The organism is Mesorhizobium sp. 01N446, assembly GCF_056399285.1.
The window spans coordinates 1,523,023-1,546,813 of sequence record NZ_JBFTRA010000001.1 but is presented as its reverse complement, the minus strand read 5'-3'; the positions used below and the strand labels follow the sequence as shown (position 1 = coordinate 1,546,813).

Below are 23,791 nucleotides of genomic sequence, written 5' to 3'. Positions count from 1 at the left end.
ATGTATGTCCTCAGGCATGGCATCAAGAAAAACCCGGAAAAGCGATGGGCGCTGCCGGATCGCATCTTCTTCGGCTACGGCGCATGCCACATTCTTGCAGGCACTTTCCTCGAGCGTCCCCCGCTTGCAGGATTTTTTGCGGAGCGCATCATCCCGGCCGAGGGCTTTTCGGGAAACCATATCTATGTGACGAACGGCGTCATCGCTTTCGACTACCACGGCTACTCCAGCCGCGAGCGCCTGCTGGAGCACCATCGAAGGGGATGGGCCTCCCACAGTGCCGGCTGGGACTGCACGATCGAGAAAGTCGATTTCGACTTGCTCGACACCGCCGAATTGAATCAGCGAAAGATGCTGGGTCCGGATCAGTACCTGTATGACGCCGTTCTTCGTGCGCGCCGGTTTCTTCAGCGCATTGATCACGCTGAAGCAGCGGCAAGAGCGCTCGGGATCGCGGCGGCCAGAGGCTAGATGACCAGCAGCGGTGTCTTGCCGGGAACGCGGTCGTAGAGATCCATGACGTCCTGGTTGAACATGCGCACGCAGCCCGATGACGCGGATTTGCCGATGGACTTCCAGTCCGGCGATCCGTGAATCCGGTAGAGCGTGTCGACGCCATCCTTGAAGATGTACAGCGCGCGCGACCCGAGCGGGTTGCTGATGCCCGGCCGCATGCCCTGTCGCCATTTCTCCAGTTTTGGATCCCTGCTGATCATTGCCGAAGGCGGCGTCCAGGTCGGCCATTTGCGTTTCCACTGGACGATCGCCCGGCCCTTCCAGGAATAGCCCTGGCGACCGAGACCAACGCCATAGCGCATGGCCTTGCCGTCCTCGAGCACCCAGTAAAGGTGCTTGTCGGTCGTGTTGACCACAAGCGTGCCGGGTTTTTCGCCTGTCGGATCATCGACGATCTGCCGCAGGAACCGTTCGTCGACCTTGCTGAAAGGGATCGCCGGCAGCGCATGGCCGCCATCCTCGACCGCGCGGTACATGCTGGCATAGTCGGGCGACGCCGGGGTTGCAGGCGCGGCATCTTCAACGGGAGGCTTTTCCTGCGCCGGCTCAAGCGGCGGCGGAGTGAGAGGAGCGGCCAGGCCGATCGACTGTCTGGGCATCTGCGCACAGGCCGAGATCGCCGAGACCCCAACGAGCGACAGTCCGGTCAAAAGCGACCGCCGCGAAACAAGAAATGACATTCAATATTGCTTTCGAAATAATGGGAATTGCCGACAGGGAGAGGCGACCATTGGTGCCGCCTCTCTGTCTTTTAGAGGCGATCAGGGCGACCCTGTGTCGAGACAAAGGCCGGGCTCATTGTCCCGGGCCTTTGTTGCAATATGGCAACAGCGAGCCGCACGAAACCGCGCGGGACGCTTCCGTCACGAAATCAGCTGCTTACCGGCTGCCCTGCGCTTCCGACCCGACATAGGCGATGCGCAGCATGTTGGTCGAGCCGGGCGTCCTCAGCGGCACGCCGGCCGTGATGATGACGCGGTCGCCCGGCTTGCCGAACTCTTCTTCCAGCGCAATGCGGCAGGCCCGGTTGACCATGTCGTCGAGATCGGTGGCATCGGGCGAGACGACGCAATGCGTGCCCCACAACAGCGACAGCCGGCGCGCCGTGTTGAGGATCGGCGACAGCGCGATGATCGGCACCTGCGGCCGTTCGCGCGCGGCGCGCAGGCCGGTGGTGCCGGACGCCGTGTAGGTGATGATCGCCGACAGTTTCAGCGTCTCGGCGATCTCGCGGGCGGCGAGCGAAATGGCGTCGGCGCCGGTCGCTTCCGGCTCCGAGCGCTGGGCGTTGATGATGCCGGCATAGGTCGGGTCGGTTTCGACCTTGGTGGCGATGCGGTTCATCATGGCCACGGCCTCGACCGGATAGGCACCCGCCGCCGATTCCGCCGACAGCATGATGGCGTCGGCGCCCTCGAAGACGGCGATCGACACGTCGGAGACTTCGGCGCGGGTCGGCACCGGTGCGGTGATCATCGATTCCAGCATCTGCGTGGCGACCACCACAGGCTTGCCGGCGCGGCGCGCGGCGCGCGTGATCTGCTTCTGGATGCCAGGCACAGCTTCGAGCGGCATTTCGACACCGAGATCGCCACGGGCGACCATCAGCGCGTCGGACAGTTCGATGATCTCGGCCAACCGGGCAACAGCCTGCGGCTTTTCGATCTTGGCCATGATCAGCGCGCGGCCGCGCGCGATCTTGCGCGCTTCGGCCAGATCCTCGGGGCGCTGCACGAAGGACAGCGCGATCCAGTCGACGCCCGTGGCGAGCACCGCGTCGAGGTCCTTGCGATCCTTCTCGGTCAGCGCGCCGACCGGCAGGTCGGTATCGGGCAGGCTGACGCCCTTCTTGTCGGAAATCGTGGTGCCGGCGACGACCGTGCAGACGATCGACTTGCCGTCGCTCTTCACCGCCTTCAGCTCGAGCTTGCCGTCGTCGATCAAAAGACGGTGACCGGGCTCGACCGAACTCAGGATTTCCGGATGCGGCAGATAGACCCTGGTCGACGTGCCGGGCTCGGGATTGTCGTCGAGCGTGAAGGTCTGGCCTGGGGTCAGCACTTCCTTGCCATTGGCGAACTTGCCTACGCGCAGCTTGGGGCCTTGCAGGTCGGCGAGAATGCCGATCGGCCGCCCGACCTTTTCCTCGACCGCACGGATGCGGCCGACCAGCGTGCGCATCAGCTCGTGGTCGGTATGGCTCATGTTGATGCGGAACACATCGGCGCCCGCCTCGAACAATTTCTGCAGCATCTCCTCGGAGGAGGATGCCGGACCGATTGTGGCTAGGATCTTGACCTTGCGGCTGCGTCTCATTGACTGTTTGTTCCCGGGGCGGCTGGTGCGCCTCCCGTTGCGGGCTCATCGGTCAGCTGGACCATCCAGCTTGCCTGTTCGCCCGTGTCATATTCCTGAAATCCGGCGCGCTGGAAGCCCCGGGCGACGCAGTCGTTTACGCCGGCGATCTTGAACTCTTTTTCAGCCACGCACATGTTGATCGGGCCGTCCCAGCGTCCACCGCGCTCGGCGTCTTCTGCATAAAGATAGTAAAACCTTGATGACAGCGGCCCTTCGATCAACGTCTTGCAGCTCGATCCTTCGATGTGCCACCAGCCTTCGGTGATCCAGCCGGCCTTGGCACGATAGCCGATTCCGACGCCGACTAGGTTCTGCGTGGCGTTGCAGACACGGAAATCGGCGCGCGCCGGCGAGGCCATGCCCACCGCCGACAGGCCAACGGCCACGGTCAGGAACGGCATGGCAAAGGCAGAGCGCATGCGCTGCCTGCCGGCGGAACCCATCCGAAAACCCCTCAAGAACCACATCTGCATCTCTCTGCGCCCCTTTTCGGAAAAGTCCGGGCGCATGTCAACGCGCCGTTTTGACCAATTCCAATCGATTTAGGAAGGCTCCCGGCGCGCTATCCGTCGCCCTCTGCCAGATTTCCCGATAAACCTTGGCCAAACAACGGCATTGCGCACGCGTCGTCTTCGTGGAATGACGATAGCACCCTCCCCGGAAGCCAGCGAACAGACCATTTCCCGCCAATGACCCGATCCACAGTTTTCGCGCCTTTCGACATTGTCGAGGGCGACCGCAAGCGGGGCATCGTGCTTCTGGCCGATCATGCCCGCCGCGACCTGCCCGACGACTATGGCAGCCTTGGCCTGCCCGCTTCGGAATTCGAGCGCCACATCGCCTACGATATCGGCGTCGAAGCGGTGACGCGCGAACTCGCCGGCCTGCTCGACGTTCCGGCGGTGATCGCCAATTTCTCGCGGCTCCTGATCGATCCCAATCGCGGCGAGGACGACCCGACGCTCATTCGCCAGCTTTATGACGGCACTGTCGTGCCGGGAAACTATCCCATCGCGCCGCAGGAGCGCGAGAGACGGCTCGACCGCTTCTACCGCCCCTACCACGACGCCGTCGGCGCCATGATTGCTTCGGTGGCGCAGGCTTCCGGCCAGGCGCCCTTCATCTTCTCGGTGCATTCCTTCACGCCGGTCATGCAGGGCAGGCAGCGCCCGTGGCATGTCGGCATCCTGTGGGATCTGGACGACCGGGTGGCGCGGCCGCTGATCGACATGCTGGGCGAGGACAAGACCCTCGTCGTCGGCGACAACGAACCCTATGACGGCGCGCTGCGCGGGGACACCATGTTCAAGCATGCGATCGTCAACGGCTACGCCCATGCGCTGATCGAGATCCGCCAGGACCTGATTTCGGACCAGAAGGGCGCCCTTGCCTGGGCCGAGCGTCTGGCGCCGATCGTTGACGCCATCGACCGCTGTCCCGATATACATGCGGTAAAGATGTTCGGCTCGCGCACCGGGCCGCTATGACGGAGGTTTCGATGACCGAACTCAGCGACGAGCAGAAGCGTGACTTCGAAGCCGCCGCCTTTCGCCGGCTGGTCGAGCATCTCCGCGAACGCAGCGACGTGCAGAACATCGACCTGATGAACCTCGCCGGCTTCTGCCGCAACTGCCTGTCGAACTGGTATCGCGAGGCGGCCAATGCCGAGGGCGTCGATCTCGGCAAGGAGCAGTCGCGCGAGATCGTCTACGGCATGCCCTATGCCGAGTGGCAGGCGCTCAACCAGACGGAAGCGTCGGACGCCAAGAAGGCTGAGTTCGAGGCCAGGCGGCCGAAGGATCATTAGGCACGGCTGGCGTGAAGAACGGACTGGTCTAGCCGGCCTCGGTAGAACTGGGCAGGCGTGTTTGCCTGATCTTATCCATAAGGTCGCTTAACATACCACGGGCTGCGGCCGATCCGACATGATCGACGTAGTCACGCGATTCTACGATCTCTCCATTTCGTACACGCATGACGAAGATACAGGGATAGGAAACAGCCTGGCCGCTCTCGATCACGTGGCCCGCATAGCTGAATTCAGCCACGATGACCTCCGGATCGGCAGTCTCATGGACTTGAATGTTCGTCGGCTCCAACCTAATCGTCGGGGTGCCCTTCATCGCCGCAAAATGTCGCCGAAGCGCCTCGCGACCGACAAGCTGAGGTCGTTTCAATGGATCGAACGGGTGCACGACCGACGTGTTCTCCGCATACAATTCCGGCAGATCCGGGCTTGCTTCGCAAATCCCGCGCACCAACGCGAGGAATGTGTCTTTTGGTGTCCGTGTTGACGGCAATCGATGCTCCTTTAAGCCTTCAAATGGTGGCGCTCACCGGCGTTCAACCACGCCGATCGCCGTGCCTCGGCAGGACAGGTAGTGTGCCGCCGTTTGAGCGCGGAATGGATCATCCCTCATCTGGCCGCTGGTCTCAAGACGGCGTGGATGCCGGCCTTCCTGGTGGCAGGCCATGAACAGCGCCCCGAGACCGGGCCAGCCAGTCCTCGCCTGACCCAAAACTTTCGGAATTGAGCGCTTGACTGAAAATTGAATCGATCTAATTTGCCGCTCAAAGCCATTTCCTGACCGGATTCGAGCCATGGATGCTCAAAACGCCATGCAGACTGCCATTCGCGGGCGATGGGCCGTGGCGGCCATTTTCCTTGCCAATGGCTTCCTGACCGGCAGCTGGGCGCCGCAGATCCCTGTGTTCCTGACCCGGCTCGACATATCGAAATTCACGCTTGGCCTGCTGATCCTTTTGTTCGGCGCCGGCGCTGTCACCGCCATGACCTGGTGCGGCCACCTGATTTCGAAACATGGCTCGCGCACCGTGCTGCGCTGGTCCGGCCTGTGCGGCAGCCTCGGCCTGCTGGTGGTGGCGCTGGCGCCCAACGTGCCGCTGGCGGCCATCGCCATGTTCATCTTCGGCGGCTCGATCGGCGGCATGGACGTCGCGATGAACGCCAACGCGGTGGTGGTCGAGCGAAAAATGTCCCGCGCCATCATGTCCTCCTCGCACGGCTTCTGGAGCCTCGGCGGTTTTGCCGGCGGCGGCCTCGGCGGCTTTGCCATCCAGCACTATGGCCACCTCATCCATGCCGCGGTCGTGACCGTGCTTGCCTTCGCGGCGATCGCGCTGGCGGTCGGCTATCTTGTTGCCGAGGACAGGCCACAGGCGGCCGAGCATCATAAATTCACACTGCCGGCAAACCCGCTGGTCTACCTGATCGGCCTGATGGCTCTGCTGACGATGATCTCCGAGGGCGCGGTGCTGGACTGGGCAGCGCTTTACCTCAGGCAGGAACTTGGCGCCGACCTTGCCGTCGCCGGCCTTGCCTATGCCGCCTTTTCCGGCGTCATGGCCATCATGCGCTTCTTCGGCGACGGCGTGCGCAACCGCTTCGGCGCGGTGACGACGTTGCGCGGCTCGGCGGTCGTCGCCGCGGCCGGCATGCTGGTCGCCGGCCTGTCGCCTTCGCCCTGGCTTGCCATCGCGGCCTTCGCGCTGTGCGGCTTCGGCATCGCCAATATGGTGCCGATCATCTTTTCGGCCGGCGGCAACCAGGAAGGCATGTCGTCGGGCACCGGCATGAGCGTGGTCACCACCATGGGCTATTCCGGCATTCTGGTGGCGCCGTCGGCGATCGGCTTCGTCGCCGAGCATTCCAGCTTCGGGCCGATTTTCATCGCCATGTCGGTGCTGCTGATCGTCGTCCTGCTGATGGCGGGCCTCGCTCATCGCGCCGAATTCGCCCCCGTGCCCGCCGAATAGCGCTTCAGCTCCTCGTGGAGAAGATCCGCCACGCGGCGGATACGCACGCTGCTGCGCACGTCGCGATGCATCGCCAGCCATATCGGCAGGCTTGGCAACGGCAGGCCGGGCAGCACCTTCTCCACCAGCGGGTCGCGATCGGCCAGCGGCTCCTGACCAAGCCCGATGCCGTTTCCCGCCCGCACCGCCTCCCACAGGACCATCTGGTTGTCAGCCCTGAAGCGGAAACTGCTCCGGGTGACTGGCAGGCCGAATTGCGTGAAGCCCCGGATCATCTCGTCGCTGCGATCGAAGCCGATCAAGGGGTGGTCGACGAGATCGGCCGGTCCGAGCGGGCGGCCGCGCCGGTCGAGATAGGCAATGGCCGCGCAGGCGCAGAGCGGGATGTCGCAGACCTTGCGCGCCACCAGTTCGTTCTGCGCCGGATTGACCATGCGGATAGCGATGTCGGCATCCCGGCGCAGCAGGTTCTCGACCTGGTTGGAGGCAACGATCTCGACCTCGATGCCGGGTTCCTCGATGCCGAGCCGTGCGGTGATGTCGGGCAGCACATAGGCAGCCACCACTTCGCTGGCGGCGATACGCACCGTGCCTTCGATCGCCTCGACCGAGCCCAGCGCCAGCCTTGAAAAGGCACTGGCCTGCTCACTGACCGCCTTGCCACGTTCGAAGAGCGTGGCGCCGGCTTCCGTCAGCGCATAGCCGTTGCGCCCACGCCGGAACAGGGTGACACCGAGCGCCTGCTCCAGCTCGCCGATGTGACGGCCAAGCGTCGGCTGGCTCGCCGACAGCTTGCGCGCGGCGGCCGACAGGCTGCCGGCTTCCGCGACCGTTACGAAGCTCTTGATCAGGTTCCAGTCGATGTCATCCATTCAATAATGAATATCAAAACTGCATTCATGGTCAATTTCAATTCATGGGCGAGACAATCATATTCGCCCTGCAAACACCGATACGGACTGCAACCACCAACCAGGAGAATTCAAATGACCAAGATCGCTATCACCGCCGCCGCCCTGCTCATCGCCGCCGGCAGCGCTTTCGCCGGCAGCGACAAGTTCGGCTCGAACGACGCCAGCCAGCCGGTCGTCGCCAGCACCGACACCACGACCACCACGTCGATCGAGAAATCCGAGATCGCCGATCAGAAGCCCCAGGGCAGCAACCGCGACCTCTTCGGCAACCGCTGAACGGCGGCCCTCGAAAGATCCCGAAAGCGGCGGGCTTGTCCCGCCGCCTCAAACCCCCGCCGCTTCAAATTAAAGACGGAGACGAACATGACCAAGATTGCAATTCTCGGCGCCAACGGCCGGCTCGGCCGCGTGGTTGCCAAGGCCTTCATCGACGCCGGCTTCGACGTCCGCGCAATCACCCGCACCGGCAAGGTACCGACCGAACTTGCAGGCGCCACGGCGGTTGCTGGCGATGCGCTGGACCGTCAATCGCTGATCCGCGCCACCGAGGGCGTCGATATCATCTTCAACGGCCTCAACCCGATCTACACAGACTGGGGCAAATGCCTGCCGATGGCCGAAAACGTCATGGCCGCCTGCCATGCCAACAACGCGCTGCATCTGTTCCCCGGCACCGTCTACAATTACGGCTCGCCCATGCCGGCGGTGATCACGGAAGACACGCCCTTCCATCCAACGACCGAGAAGGGCCGCATCCGCTGCGCCATGGAGGATCTGTTCCGCCGTGAGGCCGATGCTGGCCGGGTGCGCACCATCCTGCTGCGCGCTGGCGACTTCTTCGGCGGCACCGGCAGCGGCTCGTGGTTCGACCTCGTCGTCGCGGCCAAGATCAGCAAGGGCGTCTACACCGCGCCCGGCCCGGCCGACCTCGTGCATGAATGGGCCTATCTGCCGGATTTTGCCGTCGGCTTCGTGGCGCTCGCCAGGAATCTCGACAAGCTCGGCTCCTATGAGGCGCTGAACTTTCCGGGCCATGCCGTCACCGATCTTGAGATCAAGGCCGCCGCGGAGAAGGCGCTCGGCCGGCCGCTCAAGATGACCTCGATGCCCTGGTGGGTGCTGCGCGCCGGAAGCCCGTTCGTGGCGATGTGGCGCGAGATCGTCTCGATGTCCTATCTGCGCTTCGAGCCGCACCGGCTGGCCTCGACGCGGCTGGAGGGCATCATTGGCGAAATCCCGCACACGCCGCTCGATCAGGCGGTCGCCCAGGCCCTCGAGGACATCGGCATCGCCACTGCGAAGAACACGCACAAAGCCGCCTGAGCCGGGTCGGCGGGCCAGCCCGCCCCCGTCCCCTCACCGAAAGCCTCTTACGGATAGAAAAAGGCGGCTCAGAGCCGCCCCATCAGCAGCAACGCCAGAACCACCACCAGCACCACACCGACAATGCCGGAAGGTCCATAACCCCAGGAGCGTGAATGCGGCCAGGCCGGCACCGCGCCGATCAGGACAAGGATCAGGACGACGATGACAAGGGTGCTGATCGGCATGAGAAATTCCCCGCATTGAGTTTTGCTCAGGGACTATGCATGTGCATGCCCCCGGGGGAACAATGCAAAAGGCCGCCCGGTTGTTCCGGGCGGCCTTTGCCGTTCAGATCGGCAAGCCCGCCTACTCGGCGGCTTTTGGAAAGGCGATCGCGGGTTCCGCGCCGGCATCCGCAGTCGGCGCCTCCGACGAGATCTCACCCTTGCCGCGCCGGAACAGCCGGCTGAACAAGCCGCGCCGTGCGCCGGGCTTGACCTTGGCGCGGGTGAACACCATCAGCATCGACGGCGTCACCACCAGCGTCAGCACCGTGGCGAAGGACAGGCCGAAGACGATCGCCGAGGACAGCGAAATCCACCATTGCGTCGACGGCGCGTTGATCGTCGTCTCGTGATGGAAGATTTCCAGCCCGAGGCCGAAGGCGATCGGCAGCACGCCGAGGATGGCCGACACCGCCGTCAGCACCACCGGCCGTGCACGCTCGCGGCAGGTCTGCAGCACCGCATCCATCTTGTCCCAGCCCTCTTCACGCAGCCGGTCATAGGTGTCGATCAGCACGATGTTGTTGTTCACCACCACGCCGGCCAGCGCGATGACGCCGATGCCCGACATGACGATGCCGAACGTCTCGCCTGTTATCAGCAGTCCGAGGAACACGCCGATCGTCGCCATGACCACGCAGGACAGCACCAGCCAGACGCTGGTGAACTTGTTGAACTGTGCCAAAAGCACCAGGAAGATCAGGAAGATCGCCGCACCGAAGGCCTTGCTGAGGAAGGCGCTGGCTTCGGCGCTGTCCTCGTTCGAGCCGGCCAGCTTCCAGCGTATGCCGCTGCCGAGATTCATGTCGGTGACGGCCTGGGTGACCTCCTGCTGCACCGCGGCGACCTGGGCGCCGGCGGTAACGTTGGCCTGCACCACCACAGTGCGGGCGCCATCGATACGGTTGAGGATGCCGACGCTGGGCTTCGCCTTGCGGACGACGAAGTTCGAGATCGGCACCGACCCTTGCGAGGTCTGCACCCTGAGCTCGTCGAGCGTCGACAGCGTGCGCCGGTCCTCCGGCAGGCGCAGCCGGATGTCGACCGCCTTGTCGGCGCCGGCAGGCCGGTATTCCGACAGCTTCAGACCGTTGGTGACAAGTTGCACCACCGTTCCGACCGAGGTCGGGCTGATGCCGTATTGCGCTGCCTTGGCGCGGTCGACCTCAAGCGCCCAGTCGACGCCGGGCGGCGGCAAGCCGTCGGAAATGTCGATGACGCCGGGCACTTTGGCGATGCGTGCCGCGACCGCACGCGCCTTCTCGTCCAGTCCCTTGGGATCGACGGCCGAAAGCCTGATCTGGATCGGCTTGCCGGTCGGCGGGCCGGCTTCCGGCACGCGCACCTCGACGTCGACGCCGGGAATGCCGGCCATGACGCCGCGCAGATCGTTCAGGATCTGGTTCGCCGATTTGCGCTCGCGCCAGTCGATGAACTCGTACTGGATGACGCCGACGACGTCCTCGGGCACATCCTGGCCGCCGCCTTCGGACTTGCCGACGCGGGTATAGACCGACTTCAGCCCCGGCCAGCCGAGCAGCCGGTTTTCGGCGATCTTGGTCGCCGTGTCCATTTCGGCCAGCGAAAGGTTGCCGCGGGCATGCACATAGAGCAGGCCGTAATCGGGTTCGACGCTCGGGAAGAACTCGACGCCGGCGCCGTACTTCGAATAGCCAACGAAGATGCCGGCCAGCAGGACGACGGTGAGCACCATCACGGTGATGGGGAAGCGCACCGCCTGCTTGACGACAGCCATGTACCAGCCGTCGCGATTGTCATCGGCGTGATGCTCCGGCGCCTTGGCGAAGATCGCGCCCAGCGTCGGCGCGAAGACCAGCGCATAGAGCATCGAGGCCGAGAGCGTGACGATCAGCGTGATCGGCATGTACTTCATGAAGTCGCCGATGATGCCCGGCCAGAACAGCAGCGGCGAGAAGGCGGCGATACGCGTCATCGTCGCCGCGATGACCGGACCGGCCATGCGCTTGGCGGCAAGCGCGAAGGCTTCCTGCTTGGGCATGCCTTCGCTCATGCGCCGTTCGGCGAACTCGGTGACGATGATGGCGTCGTCGACCAGCATGCCGACCGCCAGGATAAGGCTGAACAGCACGATCATGTTGATCGTGTAGCCCATCATCGCCAGAAGCAGGATGCCGATCAGGAAGGATGACGGGATGGCGAGACCGATAAGCAGCGAGGCTCGACCGGACAGCGCATAGAGGATGACGATGAACACCAGGATGACGGCGATCATCACGTGGTTCTGCAGGTCGCCGAGCAACTGGTTGACGAAGACCGACTTGTCCTGCGTGTAGGTGACGTGCATACCCTCGGGCATGGTCTTGACGAAAGCATCGGACACCGCCTGCACCTTGGTGAGCGTGTCGATCAGGTTGGCGCCGATGCGCTTCTTGACCTCGATGGCGATGGCCGGTTTGCCGTTAAGGCGCGTGATCGTCGTGGCGTCGGCGAAGGTCGAGCGGATCGTCGCGATGTCCTTGGCCTGAACCACGGCATTGGGGCCGGCGACCACCGGCAGCGCCGCCACATCCTCCGGCGTCTCGATCAGCGACGGCACCTTGACGGCGTATTTGCCCTGCGAGCCCTCGATGTTGCCGGCGGCGACCAGGCTGTTGGAAGCGCCGACGGCGCCGATCAGCTGGTCGAGCTGCAGCCCGTAGGAAGACAGTTTCATCGGATCGATGACGACCTCGACGAGATCGTCGCGCGAGCCCTGCAGCGAGCCTTCGAGAACGCCCGGCACTTCCTCGATGCGGTCACGCAGTTCGCGCGCCGCGGCCGCCAGCACGCGCTCGGGCAATTCGCCCGACAGCGTGACGACCAGCACCGGGAATTCGGAAATGTTGACCTCGGTGACGACAGGCTCCTCGGCCGCCTGCGGCAGGTCGGCCTTGCCGTCCTGCACCTTGGAGCGGGTATCCTGCAGCGCGGTCGCCAGATTGGTCTGCGGCTGGAACTCGACCAGCACATAGCCGCCGCCCTGGAAGGCGGCCGAGCGCATTTCCTTGAGGCCCTTCAGGCTTTTCAGCTTGCTTTCCATCGGCCGCAGCAGAAGGCGCTCGGAATCCTCCGGCGAAATGCCTTGATAGATCAGGCTGACATACATCATCGGAATCGGAACGTCGGGTTCCGCTTCCTTCGGCGTCGACTGATAGGCGACCCAGCCTGCGATCAGCAGGAAGACCAGGACCGAGATGGTCAGGCGGGCATTGTTGATTGCGAGTCTGACGATATCCATGACTTGTGCCTGTTGCTTTCGGGAGTGGCGAACGAACTGACGTCGCCGGGCAGAGCCCGGCGCCGGCGTCGCTGCGCTACTGCGTCCCGGCGGTGGCTTCGCCGATCAGCTTGTTGATGGTCGCCTGGTCGGCCTCTACCGGCTTGACCTCATCGCCTTCCTTCACCAGTTCCTGGCCGGCGACGATGATGCGCGCATCGGCCGGGATGCCGCCAAGCACAAGGCCGGTCGGGGTGTCGTCGACGAGGTCGATCGGGAAGAACGCCACTCTGTTGTCCTTGCCGACGGCGCGGATGCCGAGGTCGCCCTTGTCGCCCAGCGTCACCACCGAACGCGGCAGCAGGACCGCGTCGGTCGGCAGCGCGCTGAGCCGGATCTCCGCCGTCATGCCGGCCGGCACCGAGCCATCCGCATTGGGGATGGCGACCTCGACGCGAAAGGTGCGGGTCGCCGACGACGCGTCGCGGCTGATATAGCGCACGGTGCCCTCGACGGTCTGGCCGCTGACCAGCCGCACGCTGGCCTTGTCGCCGATCTTGAGATAGCCGAGGTCGCGCTCGCTGATCTCGCCGCGGGCGATCACCGGATCGAGCTTGAGGATGGTCGCCACCTCGCCGCCCTGCATGATGGAACTGCCAAGCTCCACCGGCACCCGGTCGATGACGCCATCGAACGGCGCCTTGACTTCGTTGCGGTCGAGTTCGGCCTGCGCGGTATCCAGCTGGGATTGCGCCTGGGTCAGGTTGGAGCGGGCGGTGTCGAGCTGCAGCTTGGGCAGATTGCCGGTCTTGGCAAGCCGCTCGGCGGCATCGAGCTCGGCCTTGCGCTGCACCAGCAACTGCTTGGCATTGTCGACACCCGAGATCTTTTCTTCCGCCGCCAGCATCAGCACCAGGTCGCCGGTCTTGACGTGATCGCCTTGCTTGACCGGCAGCTTGTCGATGACGCCGGCGACACGGGTTGCCAGAACCGCGCGCTTGTCCGCCTCGGTCAGGCCGGAAATGCGGATGGCGCGCGCATAGGTCTTGCGCGGCGGCGTCACCACGGCAACGGTGCGCAACGGCGCCTTCGGTTCGGCTTCCGCCGCCTTCGGCTTGCTTGCGTCCGGCGCCTTGCCCTGCTCGACTTCGGCCGCCTTGGCCTTGTTGGCCGCTACGCTGCCGACCGACGAGAACTCGCCTGTCGCCATCCACGCCGCGAACCCAATGAGCACAACAATGGCTGCAAGCTTGTGAAACCTGATTTTAGGCATCGTCATTTTTCCACTGCGGGTTCGGTCAGCTCCGCGCCTTCATGACGCGGGCGCGTCGCCGCTATGGGTGCGCGCCTGACCGTGTTCAATTTGCCGTGATAGGCGAGCGTGCTTCTACATCAAAGTTGCACTGCAATATAGCCTCAAAGTTGCAAGACCATTACGGCATCGGACAAGGTGAACCCGCCGCCATCCAGTTTTCGATCGCTTGATAGGTCGCTTCGGCCGAGCCCGGAGCCGGCTCACGATCCGAGCCCGGCGCCCAGCCCCAGGCGACAAGTTTATCGTCGCGGACATGCAGCGCGACATCAGCCAGTTTGCGGTTGCCATTGCGCGCCGGATCCTTGATCTGGGCGCAGATTTCGGCCGAGGATTTACCGAACCAGGCCATCTCGGCCGGCGCCAGATGCCAGCCCTTGGCGCCGGGCGGTCCGTGCAATGCATTGGAATTGCTGGAGAAATGGCAAGTCGTGCAGCGCAGGCCCGGATTGCCGAAGCCTGATCCGTCGGTGCCGCGCTGGACGTTGAAGGCATGCACACGAGTACCGCCATAATGCGCACCCGACCAGCGCGGCCGGTCGTCCGCAACATGACAATCGGCGCAGCGCGGATGCGAGAACACCGCGTAGATCTTGTCCCATTCGGACAGGCCCCTGGCCATGTCGACCGTCGGGCTCGGCGATGTCTGGCTCTGCTCCGCGGTTGCAGAGGGCGCCACCGAAAACATGATGGCAGCAGGCGTCAGCATGATGAAAAGCTTCCTCATGCGAAGGCCACCGTTGTCGACAGCGGCAGCGTGCGGATACGCTTGCCGGTAAGCGCGAAGATGGCATTGGCCAGCGCCGGTGCCGCCGGCGGCGTGCCAACCTCGCCGACGCCGCCCATCTTGTGGAAATTCTCCAGGATGGCGACTTCGAAGACCGGGCACTGGAAGATCCGCATGGCGTCGAAATCGTGGAAGTTCGACTGTTCGACCATGCCGTCGGCGAAGGTGATCTGCTGTCCCATTGCCGCCGACAGGCCATAGATGGCGGCGGAAATCAGCTGTGCCTCGATGATGCCCGGATCGAGCGCGGTGCCGACATCGGCGGCGATCCACACGTTCTCGACGCGGATGCCGGCCGGTGTGTCCGCCACCTGGACGATCTCGCCGACCCAGCTGCCGAAGGATAGCGTGAAAGCCATGCCCTTGGCCTTGCCGGCGGGCAGCGCCTCGCCCCATTTCGCCATCGCGGCGACCTTCTCGACCACCTTCACCGCCGAGGGATAGGCAGCCATCAATCTCTTGCGCATCTCGATCGGATCGACTTTCCCGGCGACGGCAATCTCGTCCATGAAGCCTTCGTGGAAGAAGCCGTTGATCGAACTGCCGACCGAGCGCCAGGAGCCGACGGGAATCGAGACAGGGGCGGCGACACCGCTCACCCGATAGTTCGGGATGGTGTAGGGCTGGTCATAGGCGCCGTCGACGATGCTTTTGTCGGGTCCCATCGCCGGTATCGACGGGAACAGCCGGCGCAAGGTGCTGGCTATCATGGATGGCGAGGCGATTCTCATGTCGACGGCGACCGGCATGCCGTCATCGCCGAGCCGCGCCTGGAACTTGCCGACCGCGGCCGGCCGGTAGGCATCGTGGCGCATGTCTTCCTCGCGCGTCCAGGTCACCTTGACCGGACGCCCGTCTGTCTCCTTCGCCATCAGCGCGGCGTACAACGCGTAGTCCACCTCGACGCGGCGGCCGAAACCGCCGCCCATGAAGGTGGTGTGCACGGTGACGTTGTCCTGCCCGATGCCGATGGCGTTGGAGCAAAGCTGCCGCACCAGCGTCGGCGCCTGGTTGCCGCACCAGATGTCGAGCGCGCCATCGCGGAACCGCGCCGTGGCGTTCATCGGCTCCATCGTCGCATGCGCCAGATAGGGCACGGCATAGTCCGCCTCGACCATGCGTTCGCGCGGCGCGTCGGCAAAGGCGGTGTCGACGTCGCCATTGTCGCGCATCGCCGAGCCCTTGGTGGCGAGCGCCTGCTTCAGCACGTCTAATATGGCGGCGCTGCCGAGCGGATATTCGGGATCCGCCCATTGGACATCGATGGCGTCGGCCGCCTTGAAAGCCGCCCAGGTATTTTGCGCGATGATGCCGAAGCCGTGGCCGTAATTCGTCTCGAGCGGCACGATCTTGATCACGCCGGGCATTTTCTCGGCTTTGGCGAGATCCGCCCTGACTGGCTTGGCCCAGAAGCGCGGGCTCATCTTCACCGTGCCGTAGAGCATATCCGGCAGCCTGACATCGATGCCGAAGATCGGCGCCCCGGTGACCTTGGCCAGCATGTCGATGCGTTTCTGCGGCTTTCCCAGCAGTTTCCAGTCGGCTCTGTCCTTGAGCCTGACTTCGGCCGGGGCCGCCAGGACGGCGGCAGCAGCCGCAACCGCGCCATAGGTCAGCGACTTGCCGGACGCCTTGTGGACAATCGAGCCATTGGCCGTTTCCAGATCGGTGGCGGCAACGCCGAGTTTCTGCGCCGCCGCCGCGATCAGCAACTGCCGGGCGGTGGCGCCCGCCTGGCGCATTTTGTCGAAACCGTCGCGCGCCGAAGCCGAGCCGCCGGTTGCCTGGAGAGCGAGGAACTTGCCGATCACACCGAGACCTGAGCGCACCGCCTGCGCGGTCATGCTCTCGTCGAAAAAGGCGAACGGACCGCCCTCTTCGAGGATCGCCGCGTTGTAATAGGCGTAGGAGGCCGGGCCGTGCTCGACCTTGACCTGGTCGAGACCGACATCGAGTTCTTCGGCTACCATAACGGCGAGCGTCGTCGAGATGCCTTGCCCCATCTCGGCGCGCGGCGCGACGATGGTGATGGTGTTGTCGGCGCCGATCTTCACATAGGGGTTGAAGGTCGCCTCGCCCTTGCCGAGATCGGTCTCGAGCGGATTCGGAAACGGCTTGCGATAATAGTAGTAACCGACGGCAACGCCGCCCGCGACAGCGGCCGCGCCGATCAGGAACGTGCGGCGGGCGATCTTTCCGACACTGGCCATGATCAGAGCCCCGCCGTCTTGAGCGCCGCGGCCTTCCTGATGGCCGAGCGGATCTTCGGATAGGTCCCGCAGCGGCAGAGATTGCCGCCCATGGCGTTGTCGATATCGGCGTCGCTCGGGTCGGCGACCTCGTCGAGCAGCGCCACCGCGCTCATGATCTGGCCGGCTTGGCAGTAGCCGCATTGCGCGACCTGTTCTTCCAGCCATGCCCGCTGCACAGGATGCAGCCTGCCCGCCGTGCCGATGCCTTCGATGGTGGTGACAGCGCCGCTGACCTGGCCGACGGGTAGCGAGCAGGAGCGCACCGGCTGACCATCGACATGCACGGTGCAGGCGCCGCATGCGGCAATGCCGCAGCCGAATTTCGGTCCGGTCTTGCCGATAAGGTCGCGCAGCGCCCACAGCAGCGGCATGTCCGGATCGGCGTCGATGTCGAATGACTGCCCGTCGACGGTGAGGCGCATAGGGATACCCTTTGTTGTCATCCACAGCCCGAGGGCGAAGTTCCCCTTGGGTCGCTTCACCTTCAAACAGATTGACAAATTCCGTCATTTTGTCAATTGAGATTTTGCAGGATAATGTCGCTCCATGAATCAGAACGAAGACATCGCCGCCATCGACCCCAGACGCGTCCGTATTCTGGACGGCGCGATGAAGGTGTTCTTGGCCTATGGCTTCTCCCGCACCACCATGGACGACATCGCCCGCGCCGCCGACATGTCGCGTCCGGCGCTCTATCTGCAGTTCAAGAACAAGACCGACATTTTCCGCGCCATCGCCATGATGGTGCTGTCGCGCTCGGTCGCGGCGGCAAAAATGGCTCTGGCCGGCGATGGTGCTTTCACCGAGCGCATGATGGGAGCCATCGACGAGGCTTTCATCGCGATGATGAGCGCCGTCCTTGCCTCGCCTCATGGCGCCGAATTGCTGGACATGAAATCAAGCCTCGGCGATCTGGTCGGGTGCTGGCGCGGCGCTCTTGTCGAACATATCGCCGCCGCCATCCATGGCGAGGCGGCCAGGAACGGCGTCGATCTGGCGGCCAGGGGCCTGTCGACGCAACTGCTTGCCGACATGCTGCTCGATGGACTGGAAGGCATGAAGACGCGGATCAGCGATCCCGAGGGACAGCGGCAGGCGGCCGCCGCCCTGATCAAGGTGATCGACCTGGCGCTGAAAGTCGGATGAAGCCTAGACGTGCCGGGTTTCCGGTCAGGCCCGGCGGCGCTCCGCTTCAGGGTTCTTGCGCACCGCGAGGAATTCCTTGACCCGCCGGCCGGGCGCGGGACCGCGCACCGGCTTGAAGCCGTCATCGAGTTCGCCGGAGAGATCGAGCGTCGGCCGCTTGCCGACGGCATCGTAGTTTTCTTCCAGCCAGTCGCTGGCGGCAGTGCGGCCGAGGTCTCTGAGATAGCTCAGGAAGGCCCATTCGGCATTGACCTTCGACGACGCCGACAGGTCCTTGAACGCCTCATCGGCATCGATGCGATGCATGCGGATGTCGCGGTACTCGCCATGCGGCAGCCGGCCGGCGGCGATCAGTTCCTTGACGAAGGCGATCGAGCGGAATTCGCGCAGCAGCCCGGCATTGAAGGTGATTTCGTCGATGCGGTTCTGGATCTCGTTGGCGCTCCTGGGCGTCCCCTCGCGCACCACCGGATTGATCTGCACCAGGAGCACGTCCTCGGTCGCCGCCGTCTTGAAGAACGGATAAAGCGCCGGGTTGCCGCCATAGCCGCCATCCCAATAGGGCACGCCCTTGATCTCGACGGCGCGGAACAGCTGCGGCAGGCAGGCCGAGGCCATCACCGTGTCGAGGTCGATCTCGCCATCGGAAAACACCCGCAACTGTCCGGTCTCGACATTGGTCGCCGAGATGAACAGCTCCATGGATTTGCAGGCGCGCACATTGCTGAAGTCGATCTCCTGCGCCACCACGTCGCGCAGCGGATTGAGGCCGAGCGGGTTGGCGACATAGGGCGAGAACACCCGCGACATGGTGTCGAAGAAGACGTAGCCAGGCGTATTCTCGATCGACCAATTGCCCCAGGCAACGTCCCACGGCATGCGCTGGACCGGGCTGAACCGGCCCTTCGCCGCCACCGCGCGCCAGAAATCGTCGAGTTTTTGCCGCGCGCCTTCGACCCCGCCGCGCACAAATCCATCGGCCAGCGCCACGGCGTTCATGGCGCCGGCGCTGGTGCCGGAAACCGCTGAAATCTCCAGCCTGCCATCCTCCAGCAGCCGGTCGAGCACGCCCCAGGAAAAGGCGCCATGCGAGCCGCCGCCCTGAAGCGCGATGTTGATCTTCTTGTTTTCCTCCGCCTTGCCGTTCTTCGTCATGGCGTTCCTGTTGTCCTGATGCGCCAACCTGCCCCAACGTCACGGAAGGAAGCAGCTATTGGCGGCCTATGTTGCAGTGCAGCATATAAGGACGAACCAAGGCAAGAACACGAACACGGTCGCGTGATCACATGAAATTTCGGTCATGAGGGAAAGCTTCTCCGCTTGAAGCGGAGAGACCGTGTCCTCGGGTCAGGATGCCTAGGCAACCAAATCCGGCACCGGGCCGACATAGCGCGATTGCGGCCGGATCAGCCGACCGGTCGTCTGCTGCTCGCGCGCATGCGCGATCCAGCCGGCAACGCGGCCGGCGGCGAAGACATTGCTGAAGGCTTGTGGCGGGAAACCCGCTGCTTCCAGCACCAGTGCCGTGTAGAATTCGACATTGGTCTGCAGCGAGCGCTGCGGCTTGGCGACCCGCAGCACCTCGAGCGCCGTCTTTTCGACGCCCTCGGCGAAAGCCAGCCGGCGGCCGGTCTCGCCCTCGCCGCCGAACTGCCGCACGACGGCTTTCAGCACGTCGGCGCGCGGATCGCGCACGCGGTAGATGCGATGGCCGAACCCCATGATCCGCCTGCCATGCGCGATCTCGTTGCGCAGCCAGCCGGCCGCATCGCCATGCGCCTCGATCGCGTCAAGCATCTCGATCACCGGGCCGGGCGCGCCGCCGTGCAACGGCCCCTTGAGCGCGCCGAGCCCGGCCAGCACCGACGAGGTCAGGCCGGCCAATGTCGAAGCAACGACGCGCGTGGCGAAGGTCGAGGCGTTGAGGCCGTGGTCGCAGACGGTCACCAGATAGGTGTCGAGCGCTTTTGCCAATGCCGGCGACGGAACGGCCCCCCGCAGCATGCGCAACATGTCGGCGGCATGGTCTGCCTTGCCGTCCGGCGCGACCGGCTGCTCGCCGCGCTGCAGGCGCAGCAAGGCAGGCGTCAGCACGGCGGGCGCCGCGATCAGCCGCAGCGCGTCGGCCAGTGTTTCGCCATCTGGCAGCAAGGCCATGCCGGCGCGCATGGCGCTGTAGATTTCGAGTGGCGCCAGCAGCGACAGCAAAGGCTGGGTCCGCCCGAACACCTCGACACGCGCCTCACCCAGTTGCGCCGCCAGTTCGATATCGCCAGGCAGATCCTCGAAGAAGCCGTCGAGCAACAGCCGCACGACCTGCGGAAAACTCCTTCGTCCGGCCAGTTCCGCCAGCGAATGACCACGGATCGTCAGGCGGCCGCCCAGACCATCCACGTCGGACAGCACGGTTTCGGCCGCCACCACATCATCGAGCCCATTCGCCATAGCCTTGTCTCCTTGAAGCTTTTCCGGATCGGAGATAAGGCTGGACAACGCTATCATCAATCTTGATCAACAGAATCAATATCAGGGCCGAAAATGTCGGAATGGTTGTCGCGGGAAGAGGCGCTGGAAAGGCTGCGGGTACGGCCGCAGACGCTCTATGCCTACGTCAGCCGCGGGCGCATCGGCATGCAGCCGGATGAGACCGACCCGCGCCGCAGCCGGTACCGCGCCGATGACATCGCGGCGCTGGCCACCCGCCGGGCACGCGGACGCAGCCCCTCGGCCATCGCCGAGAGCGCGATTGCCTGGGGCGAGCCGTCGATCGTCACCTCGGTCTCGACCGTTTGGCACGGTCGCCTCATCTACCGGGGACAGGACGCCGTTGCGCTCGCCAAATCGGCGACCCTGGAGGAAACCGCCGCCGTGCTGTGGAACTTGGCTGAACCGATGGTTTTCAGGGCGCCGTCGTCGCAGGCACCTCATCCGATCGGCCGCGCCTCGGCCTTTGCGCAGCTTGCCTTGCTTGCCAGCCAGGGACGGCCTTCGCTTGGACGCAGCGCCACCTCGCTGTGCGCCGAGGCCGCGCAAACAATTGGGGCGCTGGCCCAGTCGCTGGGCGCCGCAGCCGGTAAAGGGCCTGTCCATCGGAGTCTGGCGCAGGGCTGGTCGGTGGATGATGCCGGGGCGGAGGCGATACGGTGCGCGCTTGTCCTGCTTGCCGACCATGAACTCAACGCATCGACCTTCGCTGCCCGCGTTGCCGCCTCGACCGGAGCCGCGCCCGCCGCTTGCCTGCTGGCGGGCCTGGCAACGCTATCCGGCCCGCGCCACGGCGGCGCCGGCGAGGCGGTCATGCAGCTCGCCGAGGATGCCGCAAGATACGGCGCCGATGCAGCAATCCGGCGCTGGCTCGGCCACGATCGGCCATTGCCGGCATTCGGCCATCCGCTCTATCCCGAGGGAGATCCCCGTGCCACCGCACTTTTGGCGGCCATCCCGGTCGACGAGACACTGCAGCAGCTGGAAAAGGCCGCCATGGCCATGACCGGCGCGCGGCCGAACATCGACTTCGCCCTGGCTGCGCTGACGCGCGGTCTCGGCCTGCCGCGCGATGCGCCGTTCCAGCTGTTCGCGCTCGGGCGCAGCGTCGGCTGGGCCGCGCATACGGTCGAACAGATCGTCAGCGGCAGCATCATCCGGCCACGCGGCCGCTATGAGGGACTGTTGCCCTGACGGCGTGCGTCAGCCGGAATTGGCATTGGTCCCGAACCGCGCCCGGTACGCGGCGGGCGTGGTGGCGAATTGCTGGCGGAAATGATGCCGCAACGTCGCCGCAGCGCCAAAGCCGGCGGTCTCGGCAATCCGCTCGATCGGCAAGGCGGTGTCCTCCAGCAAAGTACGCGCCCGTGAAAGACGTTCCGAAAGCAGCCAGCGCGCCGGCGTGACACCAGTTGCGGCGGCGAACCGGCGCAGAAATGTCCGCTCGCTCATCCCGGCCAGGGCGGCCAGGGTTGCGACGGAATAGTCATTGGCAATATTCCCGCGCATTCTGTCGATCAACGGTCCGAGCCGGCTGCGTTCGTGCGGCTCGGGAACGGAACTCTCGACATACTGCGCCTGGCCGCCGTCGCGGTGCGGCGGCACGACCAGGCGGCGCGCCACCATGTTGGCCGCCTTGGTGCCGAAATCGCGCCGCACCAGATGCAGGCACAGATCGATGCCAGCCGCGCTGCCGGCCGATGTCAGCACATTCCCCTCATCAATGTACAAAACGTCAGGAACCACGGTGATGTCGGGATACATCGCCCTCAGCCTGTCGCTGTAGCGCCAATGCGTGGTTGCCTTCTTGCCTGACAGCAGGCCGGCAGCGGCAATCACGAACACACCCGAGCAGATGGACAGGATGCGCGCGCCCCGCTCGCTGGCCGCCCGAAGCGCCTCGATCAGCGAGGGCGGCACCGGACAATCCACACCACGCCATCCAGGCACGATCACCGTGCCGGCCTCGCCGATCAGATCGAGTCCGCCATCGGCAACAATGCGCACGCCGCCCATCGCGCGCATCTCACCGGCATCGATGCCGGCGACGGCAAAACGGTACCAATCCACACCCATCTCCGGCCTAGGCAAGGCGAACATCTCCGCCGCCACGCCGAACTCGAACGTGCACAGCCCGTCATAGGCAATGGCGACGACGAGTGGATTGGCAGGAGGGACGTTTGGCATGATCTTGACGATATATGGCAAAGCTGCCAGCTGCAATCGCCCGGTCCGGTGCGCTACCTCAGTCTCCATCAGGTGATGGAGACCAGCTCCATCAGAGATGGAGCCCCCTCAATGAGCTATGTGACAGACATTCCAGCGGCAGCGCCGGAGATTGCCCGCGACCATTTCCTGCACCGGCTTTCCGTCGAGACGGACTGTTCCGACGTCGCGGCGGCCCTGCGCGGCGGCGAGCCGGACTTCGTGCTTCTGCATGTGGTCGGTTCGCCTGATGCCTATGAGCGCCGCCATGTGCCGGGCGCGCTGCATCTGCCGCACCGCGAGATATCGGCCGAGCGGATGGCAAAGTGGCCGGCAGGCACGCTGTTCGTGGTCTATTGCGCCGGTCCGCATTGCAACGGCGCGGACCGCGCGGCCTTCAAGCTGGCCAGCCTCGGCCTGCCGGTCAAGATCATGATCGGCGGCATTTCAGGCTGGCAGGACGAAGAACTTCCCTTCGCCTCGGGCAAGGAGCCTGGTGCCCTGCGGGCGTGATCCGGACGYGCAGCCGTGCCTTACCGGCTCACGACATCGTATCGAGCTTGCGCTGCATGGCCGCGATCTGGTCCTTCAGCTGCTGCAGATCGTCGGACTTCTCCGGCGGCGCGTCCTTCCTGGCCGGTTCGGCGGGGGCCGCGGCCGGCGCCGAGCCAGCGGGCGGAAACGGCGTGAACAATCGCATCGCGTTCTGGAACATTTCCATATTGCGGCGCGTCTGCTCTTCCAGCGCCTTGATCGGCGTCGCGATCTTCATGACGTCCAGCGGCGACTTGCCGATGGCGCCCTTCATCTGCTCGCGAAAGCGCTCTTGCTCCTTGGAGAAAGCGATCATCGACTGTTCGAGGAAGCTCGGCACGATCATCTGCATCTGGTCGCCGTAGAAGGCGATCAGCTGGCGCAGGAACGGGATCGGCAGCATGTTCTGCCCATCCTTGTTCTCCAGTTCGAAAATGATCTGGGTCAGCACCGGATGGGTGATGTCGTCGCCTGTCTTGGCGTCCTGGACGGTGAACTCCTCGCCCTTCTTGACCATCTCGGCCAGATCCTCGAGCGTCACATAGGTGCTCGTCCCCGTATTATAGAGGCGGCGGTTGGCGTATTTCTTGATAATGATCGGGTCGTCTTTTGCGGCCATCTGCATCCTCCCCGGACACCGGCGCGCCTGAGTAAGCAGCCGGTAACGATTGCGCCCTTT

At 64.6% G+C, this 23,791-nt stretch carries 24 protein-coding genes; 9 read left to right on the top strand and 15 right to left on the bottom strand.

Annotated elements, in window-relative coordinates:
- Positions 1 to 471, top strand: a complete 471-nt coding sequence (locus tag AC1DPX_RS07440) for a hypothetical protein (RefSeq protein WP_477235529.1) — start codon at positions 1 to 3, stop codon at positions 469 to 471.
- Here AC1DPX_RS07440 and AC1DPX_RS07435 read toward each other — a convergent pair.
- The 3 genes from AC1DPX_RS07435 to AC1DPX_RS07425 all read right to left on the bottom strand — a co-directional run bounded on the left by AC1DPX_RS07435 (position 468) and on the right by AC1DPX_RS07425 (position 3,275).
- Entirely contained in the window at positions 468 to 1,196 is a 729-nt protein-coding gene (locus tag AC1DPX_RS07435; protein WP_477235527.1) for a L,D-transpeptidase, read from the bottom strand. The two genes, AC1DPX_RS07440 and AC1DPX_RS07435, sit on opposite strands and share 4 nt — an antisense overlap.
- 199 nt (positions 1,197 to 1,395) lie before the next feature.
- Complete coding sequence (gene pyk, locus AC1DPX_RS07430) at positions 1,396 to 2,832, bottom strand: pyruvate kinase (protein ID WP_202357498.1); 1,437 nt, start codon at positions 2,830 to 2,832, stop codon at positions 1,396 to 1,398.
- On the bottom strand, positions 2,829 to 3,275 hold the full coding sequence (locus AC1DPX_RS07425; protein WP_446721206.1) for a DUF1036 domain-containing protein: 447 nt from the start codon (positions 3,273 to 3,275) through the stop codon (positions 2,829 to 2,831). Before AC1DPX_RS07425 ends, pyk begins: the two co-directional genes overlap by 4 nt.
- A 288-nt stretch (positions 3,276 to 3,563) precedes the next feature.
- Here AC1DPX_RS07425 and AC1DPX_RS07420 point away from each other — a divergent pair, with 288 nt between their 5' ends.
- Positions 3,564 to 4,361, top strand: coding sequence for an N-formylglutamate amidohydrolase (locus AC1DPX_RS07420; RefSeq protein ID WP_477235525.1), 798 nt, complete (start codon positions 3,564 to 3,566; stop codon positions 4,359 to 4,361).
- A gap of 11 nt (positions 4,362 to 4,372) precedes the next feature.
- Complete coding sequence (locus AC1DPX_RS07415; RefSeq protein ID WP_095201197.1) at positions 4,373 to 4,681, top strand: DUF1244 domain-containing protein; 309 nt, start codon at positions 4,373 to 4,375, stop codon at positions 4,679 to 4,681.
- Between the two features lie 28 nt (positions 4,682 to 4,709).
- Here AC1DPX_RS07415 and AC1DPX_RS07410 read toward each other — a convergent pair whose 3' ends face one another.
- Entirely contained in the window at positions 4,710 to 5,174 is a 465-nt protein-coding gene (locus tag AC1DPX_RS07410; RefSeq protein ID WP_244730686.1) for a nuclear transport factor 2 family protein, read from the bottom strand.
- Between the two features lie 301 nt (positions 5,175 to 5,475).
- Between AC1DPX_RS07410 and AC1DPX_RS07405 the strand changes: the two genes are divergently transcribed.
- Positions 5,476 to 6,651, top strand: coding sequence for an MFS transporter (locus tag AC1DPX_RS07405; RefSeq protein WP_477235524.1), 1,176 nt, complete (start codon positions 5,476 to 5,478; stop codon positions 6,649 to 6,651).
- On the opposite strand, the gene AC1DPX_RS07400 is transcribed toward AC1DPX_RS07405, so the two are convergent.
- Positions 6,615 to 7,523 (bottom strand): LysR family transcriptional regulator, encoded by a 909-nt coding sequence (locus AC1DPX_RS07400; protein WP_477235522.1) that lies wholly within the window; start codon positions 7,521 to 7,523, stop codon positions 6,615 to 6,617. The genes AC1DPX_RS07405 and AC1DPX_RS07400 overlap by 37 nt on opposite strands.
- A 114-nt stretch (positions 7,524 to 7,637) precedes the next feature.
- Here AC1DPX_RS07400 and AC1DPX_RS07395 point away from each other — a divergent pair, with 114 nt between their 5' ends.
- Together AC1DPX_RS07395 and AC1DPX_RS07390 are read left to right on the top strand one after the other, a co-directional pair.
- Complete coding sequence (locus AC1DPX_RS07395) at positions 7,638 to 7,841, top strand: DUF680 domain-containing protein (protein ID WP_477235520.1); 204 nt, start codon at positions 7,638 to 7,640, stop codon at positions 7,839 to 7,841.
- 87 nt (positions 7,842 to 7,928) lie between these two features.
- Positions 7,929 to 8,888, top strand: a complete 960-nt coding sequence (locus AC1DPX_RS07390) for an SDR family oxidoreductase (protein ID WP_477235518.1) — start codon at positions 7,929 to 7,931, stop codon at positions 8,886 to 8,888.
- Positions 8,889 to 8,956: 68 nt separating this feature from the next.
- Here AC1DPX_RS07390 and AC1DPX_RS07385 read toward each other — a convergent pair whose 3' ends face one another.
- The 6 genes from AC1DPX_RS07385 to AC1DPX_RS07360 all read right to left on the bottom strand — a co-directional run bounded on the left by AC1DPX_RS07385 (position 8,957) and on the right by AC1DPX_RS07360 (position 17,165).
- The gene (locus AC1DPX_RS07385) at positions 8,957 to 9,115 is read right to left on the bottom strand and encodes a DUF3309 family protein (protein WP_202357492.1); all 159 of its coding nucleotides are present in this window, start codon (positions 9,113 to 9,115) and stop codon (positions 8,957 to 8,959) included.
- Between the two features lie 121 nt (positions 9,116 to 9,236).
- On the bottom strand, positions 9,237 to 12,413 hold the full coding sequence (locus AC1DPX_RS07380; protein WP_477235516.1) for an efflux RND transporter permease subunit: 3,177 nt from the start codon (positions 12,411 to 12,413) through the stop codon (positions 9,237 to 9,239).
- A gap of 76 nt (positions 12,414 to 12,489) precedes the next feature.
- A complete protein-coding gene (locus AC1DPX_RS07375) occupies positions 12,490 to 13,665 on the bottom strand; it encodes an efflux RND transporter periplasmic adaptor subunit (RefSeq protein WP_202357490.1) in 1,176 nt (391 codons plus the stop codon).
- Positions 13,666 to 13,825: 160 nt separating this feature from the next.
- Positions 13,826 to 14,431, bottom strand: a complete 606-nt coding sequence (locus AC1DPX_RS07370; RefSeq protein ID WP_477235514.1) for a hypothetical protein — start codon at positions 14,429 to 14,431, stop codon at positions 13,826 to 13,828.
- On the bottom strand, positions 14,428 to 16,701 hold the full coding sequence (locus AC1DPX_RS07365) for a xanthine dehydrogenase family protein molybdopterin-binding subunit (RefSeq protein WP_477235512.1): 2,274 nt from the start codon (positions 16,699 to 16,701) through the stop codon (positions 14,428 to 14,430). The genes AC1DPX_RS07370 and AC1DPX_RS07365 overlap by 4 nt, the downstream gene beginning before the upstream one ends.
- 2 nt (positions 16,702 to 16,703) lie before the next feature.
- A complete protein-coding gene (locus tag AC1DPX_RS07360; protein WP_202357487.1) occupies positions 16,704 to 17,165 on the bottom strand; it encodes a (2Fe-2S)-binding protein in 462 nt (153 codons plus the stop codon).
- A 124-nt stretch (positions 17,166 to 17,289) separates the two neighbouring features.
- On the opposite strand from AC1DPX_RS07360, the gene AC1DPX_RS07355 reads away from it, so the two are divergent.
- Positions 17,290 to 17,889 (top strand): TetR/AcrR family transcriptional regulator, encoded by a 600-nt coding sequence (locus AC1DPX_RS07355; RefSeq protein WP_477235510.1) that lies wholly within the window; start codon positions 17,290 to 17,292, stop codon positions 17,887 to 17,889.
- 24 nt (positions 17,890 to 17,913) lie between these two features.
- On the opposite strand, the gene AC1DPX_RS07350 is transcribed toward AC1DPX_RS07355, so the two are convergent.
- Together AC1DPX_RS07350 and AC1DPX_RS07345 are read right to left on the bottom strand one after the other, a co-directional pair.
- On the bottom strand, positions 17,914 to 19,044 hold the full coding sequence (locus AC1DPX_RS07350) for a patatin-like phospholipase family protein (RefSeq protein ID WP_202357485.1): 1,131 nt from the start codon (positions 19,042 to 19,044) through the stop codon (positions 17,914 to 17,916).
- A 201-nt stretch (positions 19,045 to 19,245) separates the two neighbouring features.
- On the bottom strand, positions 19,246 to 20,334 hold the full coding sequence (locus AC1DPX_RS07345) for a citrate synthase/methylcitrate synthase (RefSeq protein WP_477235508.1): 1,089 nt from the start codon (positions 20,332 to 20,334) through the stop codon (positions 19,246 to 19,248).
- Between the two features lie 93 nt (positions 20,335 to 20,427).
- On the opposite strand from AC1DPX_RS07345, the gene AC1DPX_RS07340 reads away from it, so the two are divergent.
- On the top strand, positions 20,428 to 21,567 hold the full coding sequence (locus AC1DPX_RS07340; RefSeq protein WP_477235506.1) for a citrate/2-methylcitrate synthase: 1,140 nt from the start codon (positions 20,428 to 20,430) through the stop codon (positions 21,565 to 21,567).
- 9 nt (positions 21,568 to 21,576) lie between these two features.
- Here AC1DPX_RS07340 and ftrA read toward each other — a convergent pair whose 3' ends face one another.
- Positions 21,577 to 22,560, bottom strand: a complete 984-nt coding sequence (gene ftrA / locus AC1DPX_RS07335; RefSeq protein ID WP_477235504.1) for a transcriptional regulator FtrA — start codon at positions 22,558 to 22,560, stop codon at positions 21,577 to 21,579.
- Between the two features lie 111 nt (positions 22,561 to 22,671).
- Between ftrA and AC1DPX_RS07330 the strand changes: the two genes are divergently transcribed.
- Complete coding sequence (locus AC1DPX_RS07330; RefSeq protein WP_202357482.1) at positions 22,672 to 23,091, top strand: rhodanese-like domain-containing protein; 420 nt, start codon at positions 22,672 to 22,674, stop codon at positions 23,089 to 23,091.
- Positions 23,092 to 23,119: 28 nt separating this feature from the next.
- On the opposite strand, the gene phaR is transcribed toward AC1DPX_RS07330, so the two are convergent.
- Positions 23,120 to 23,731, bottom strand: coding sequence for a polyhydroxyalkanoate synthesis repressor PhaR (gene phaR, locus AC1DPX_RS07325; protein ID WP_095201387.1), 612 nt, complete (start codon positions 23,729 to 23,731; stop codon positions 23,120 to 23,122).
- Positions 23,732 to 23,791: the final 60 nt, after the last annotated feature.

What these genes read in the sequence shown, in the direction of transcription:
- AC1DPX_RS07440 (WP_477235529.1), top strand. Translation starts at nt 1, where the DNA reads ATGTATGTCCTCAGGCATGGCATCAAGAAAAACCCGGAAAAGCGATGG.
- AC1DPX_RS07435 (WP_477235527.1), bottom strand. Translation starts at nt 1,196, where the DNA reads ATGTCATTTCTTGTTTCGCGGCGGTCGCTTTTGACCGGACTGTCGCTC.
- pyk (WP_202357498.1), bottom strand. Translation starts at nt 2,832, where the DNA reads ATGAGACGCAGCCGCAAGGTCAAGATCCTAGCCACAATCGGTCCGGCA.
- AC1DPX_RS07425 (WP_446721206.1), bottom strand. Translation starts at nt 3,275, where the DNA reads ATGCCGTTCCTGACCGTGGCCGTTGGCCTGTCGGCGGTGGGCATGGCC.
- AC1DPX_RS07420 (WP_477235525.1), top strand. Translation starts at nt 3,564, where the DNA reads ATGACCCGATCCACAGTTTTCGCGCCTTTCGACATTGTCGAGGGCGAC.
- AC1DPX_RS07415 (WP_095201197.1), top strand. Translation starts at nt 4,373, where the DNA reads ATGACCGAACTCAGCGACGAGCAGAAGCGTGACTTCGAAGCCGCCGCC.
- AC1DPX_RS07405 (WP_477235524.1), top strand. Translation starts at nt 5,476, where the DNA reads ATGGATGCTCAAAACGCCATGCAGACTGCCATTCGCGGGCGATGGGCC.
- AC1DPX_RS07400 (WP_477235522.1), bottom strand. Translation starts at nt 7,523, where the DNA reads ATGGATGACATCGACTGGAACCTGATCAAGAGCTTCGTAACGGTCGCG.
- AC1DPX_RS07395 (WP_477235520.1), top strand. Translation starts at nt 7,638, where the DNA reads ATGACCAAGATCGCTATCACCGCCGCCGCCCTGCTCATCGCCGCCGGC.
- AC1DPX_RS07390 (WP_477235518.1), top strand. Translation starts at nt 7,929, where the DNA reads ATGACCAAGATTGCAATTCTCGGCGCCAACGGCCGGCTCGGCCGCGTG.
- AC1DPX_RS07385 (WP_202357492.1), bottom strand. Translation starts at nt 9,115, where the DNA reads ATGCCGATCAGCACCCTTGTCATCGTCGTCCTGATCCTTGTCCTGATC.
- AC1DPX_RS07380 (WP_477235516.1), bottom strand. Translation starts at nt 12,413, where the DNA reads ATGGATATCGTCAGACTCGCAATCAACAATGCCCGCCTGACCATCTCG.
- AC1DPX_RS07375 (WP_202357490.1), bottom strand. Translation starts at nt 13,665, where the DNA reads ATGCCTAAAATCAGGTTTCACAAGCTTGCAGCCATTGTTGTGCTCATT.
- AC1DPX_RS07370 (WP_477235514.1), bottom strand. Translation starts at nt 14,431, where the DNA reads ATGAGGAAGCTTTTCATCATGCTGACGCCTGCTGCCATCATGTTTTCG.
- AC1DPX_RS07365 (WP_477235512.1), bottom strand. Translation starts at nt 16,701, where the DNA reads ATGGCCAGTGTCGGAAAGATCGCCCGCCGCACGTTCCTGATCGGCGCG.
- AC1DPX_RS07360 (WP_202357487.1), bottom strand. Translation starts at nt 17,165, where the DNA reads ATGCGCCTCACCGTCGACGGGCAGTCATTCGACATCGACGCCGATCCG.
- AC1DPX_RS07355 (WP_477235510.1), top strand. Translation starts at nt 17,290, where the DNA reads ATGAATCAGAACGAAGACATCGCCGCCATCGACCCCAGACGCGTCCGT.
- AC1DPX_RS07350 (WP_202357485.1), bottom strand. Translation starts at nt 19,044, where the DNA reads ATGACGAAGAACGGCAAGGCGGAGGAAAACAAGAAGATCAACATCGCG.
- AC1DPX_RS07345 (WP_477235508.1), bottom strand. Translation starts at nt 20,334, where the DNA reads ATGGCGAATGGGCTCGATGATGTGGTGGCGGCCGAAACCGTGCTGTCC.
- AC1DPX_RS07340 (WP_477235506.1), top strand. Translation starts at nt 20,428, where the DNA reads ATGTCGGAATGGTTGTCGCGGGAAGAGGCGCTGGAAAGGCTGCGGGTA.
- ftrA (WP_477235504.1), bottom strand. Translation starts at nt 22,560, where the DNA reads ATGCCAAACGTCCCTCCTGCCAATCCACTCGTCGTCGCCATTGCCTAT.
- AC1DPX_RS07330 (WP_202357482.1), top strand. Translation starts at nt 22,672, where the DNA reads ATGAGCTATGTGACAGACATTCCAGCGGCAGCGCCGGAGATTGCCCGC.
- phaR (WP_095201387.1), bottom strand. Translation starts at nt 23,731, where the DNA reads ATGGCCGCAAAAGACGACCCGATCATTATCAAGAAATACGCCAACCGC.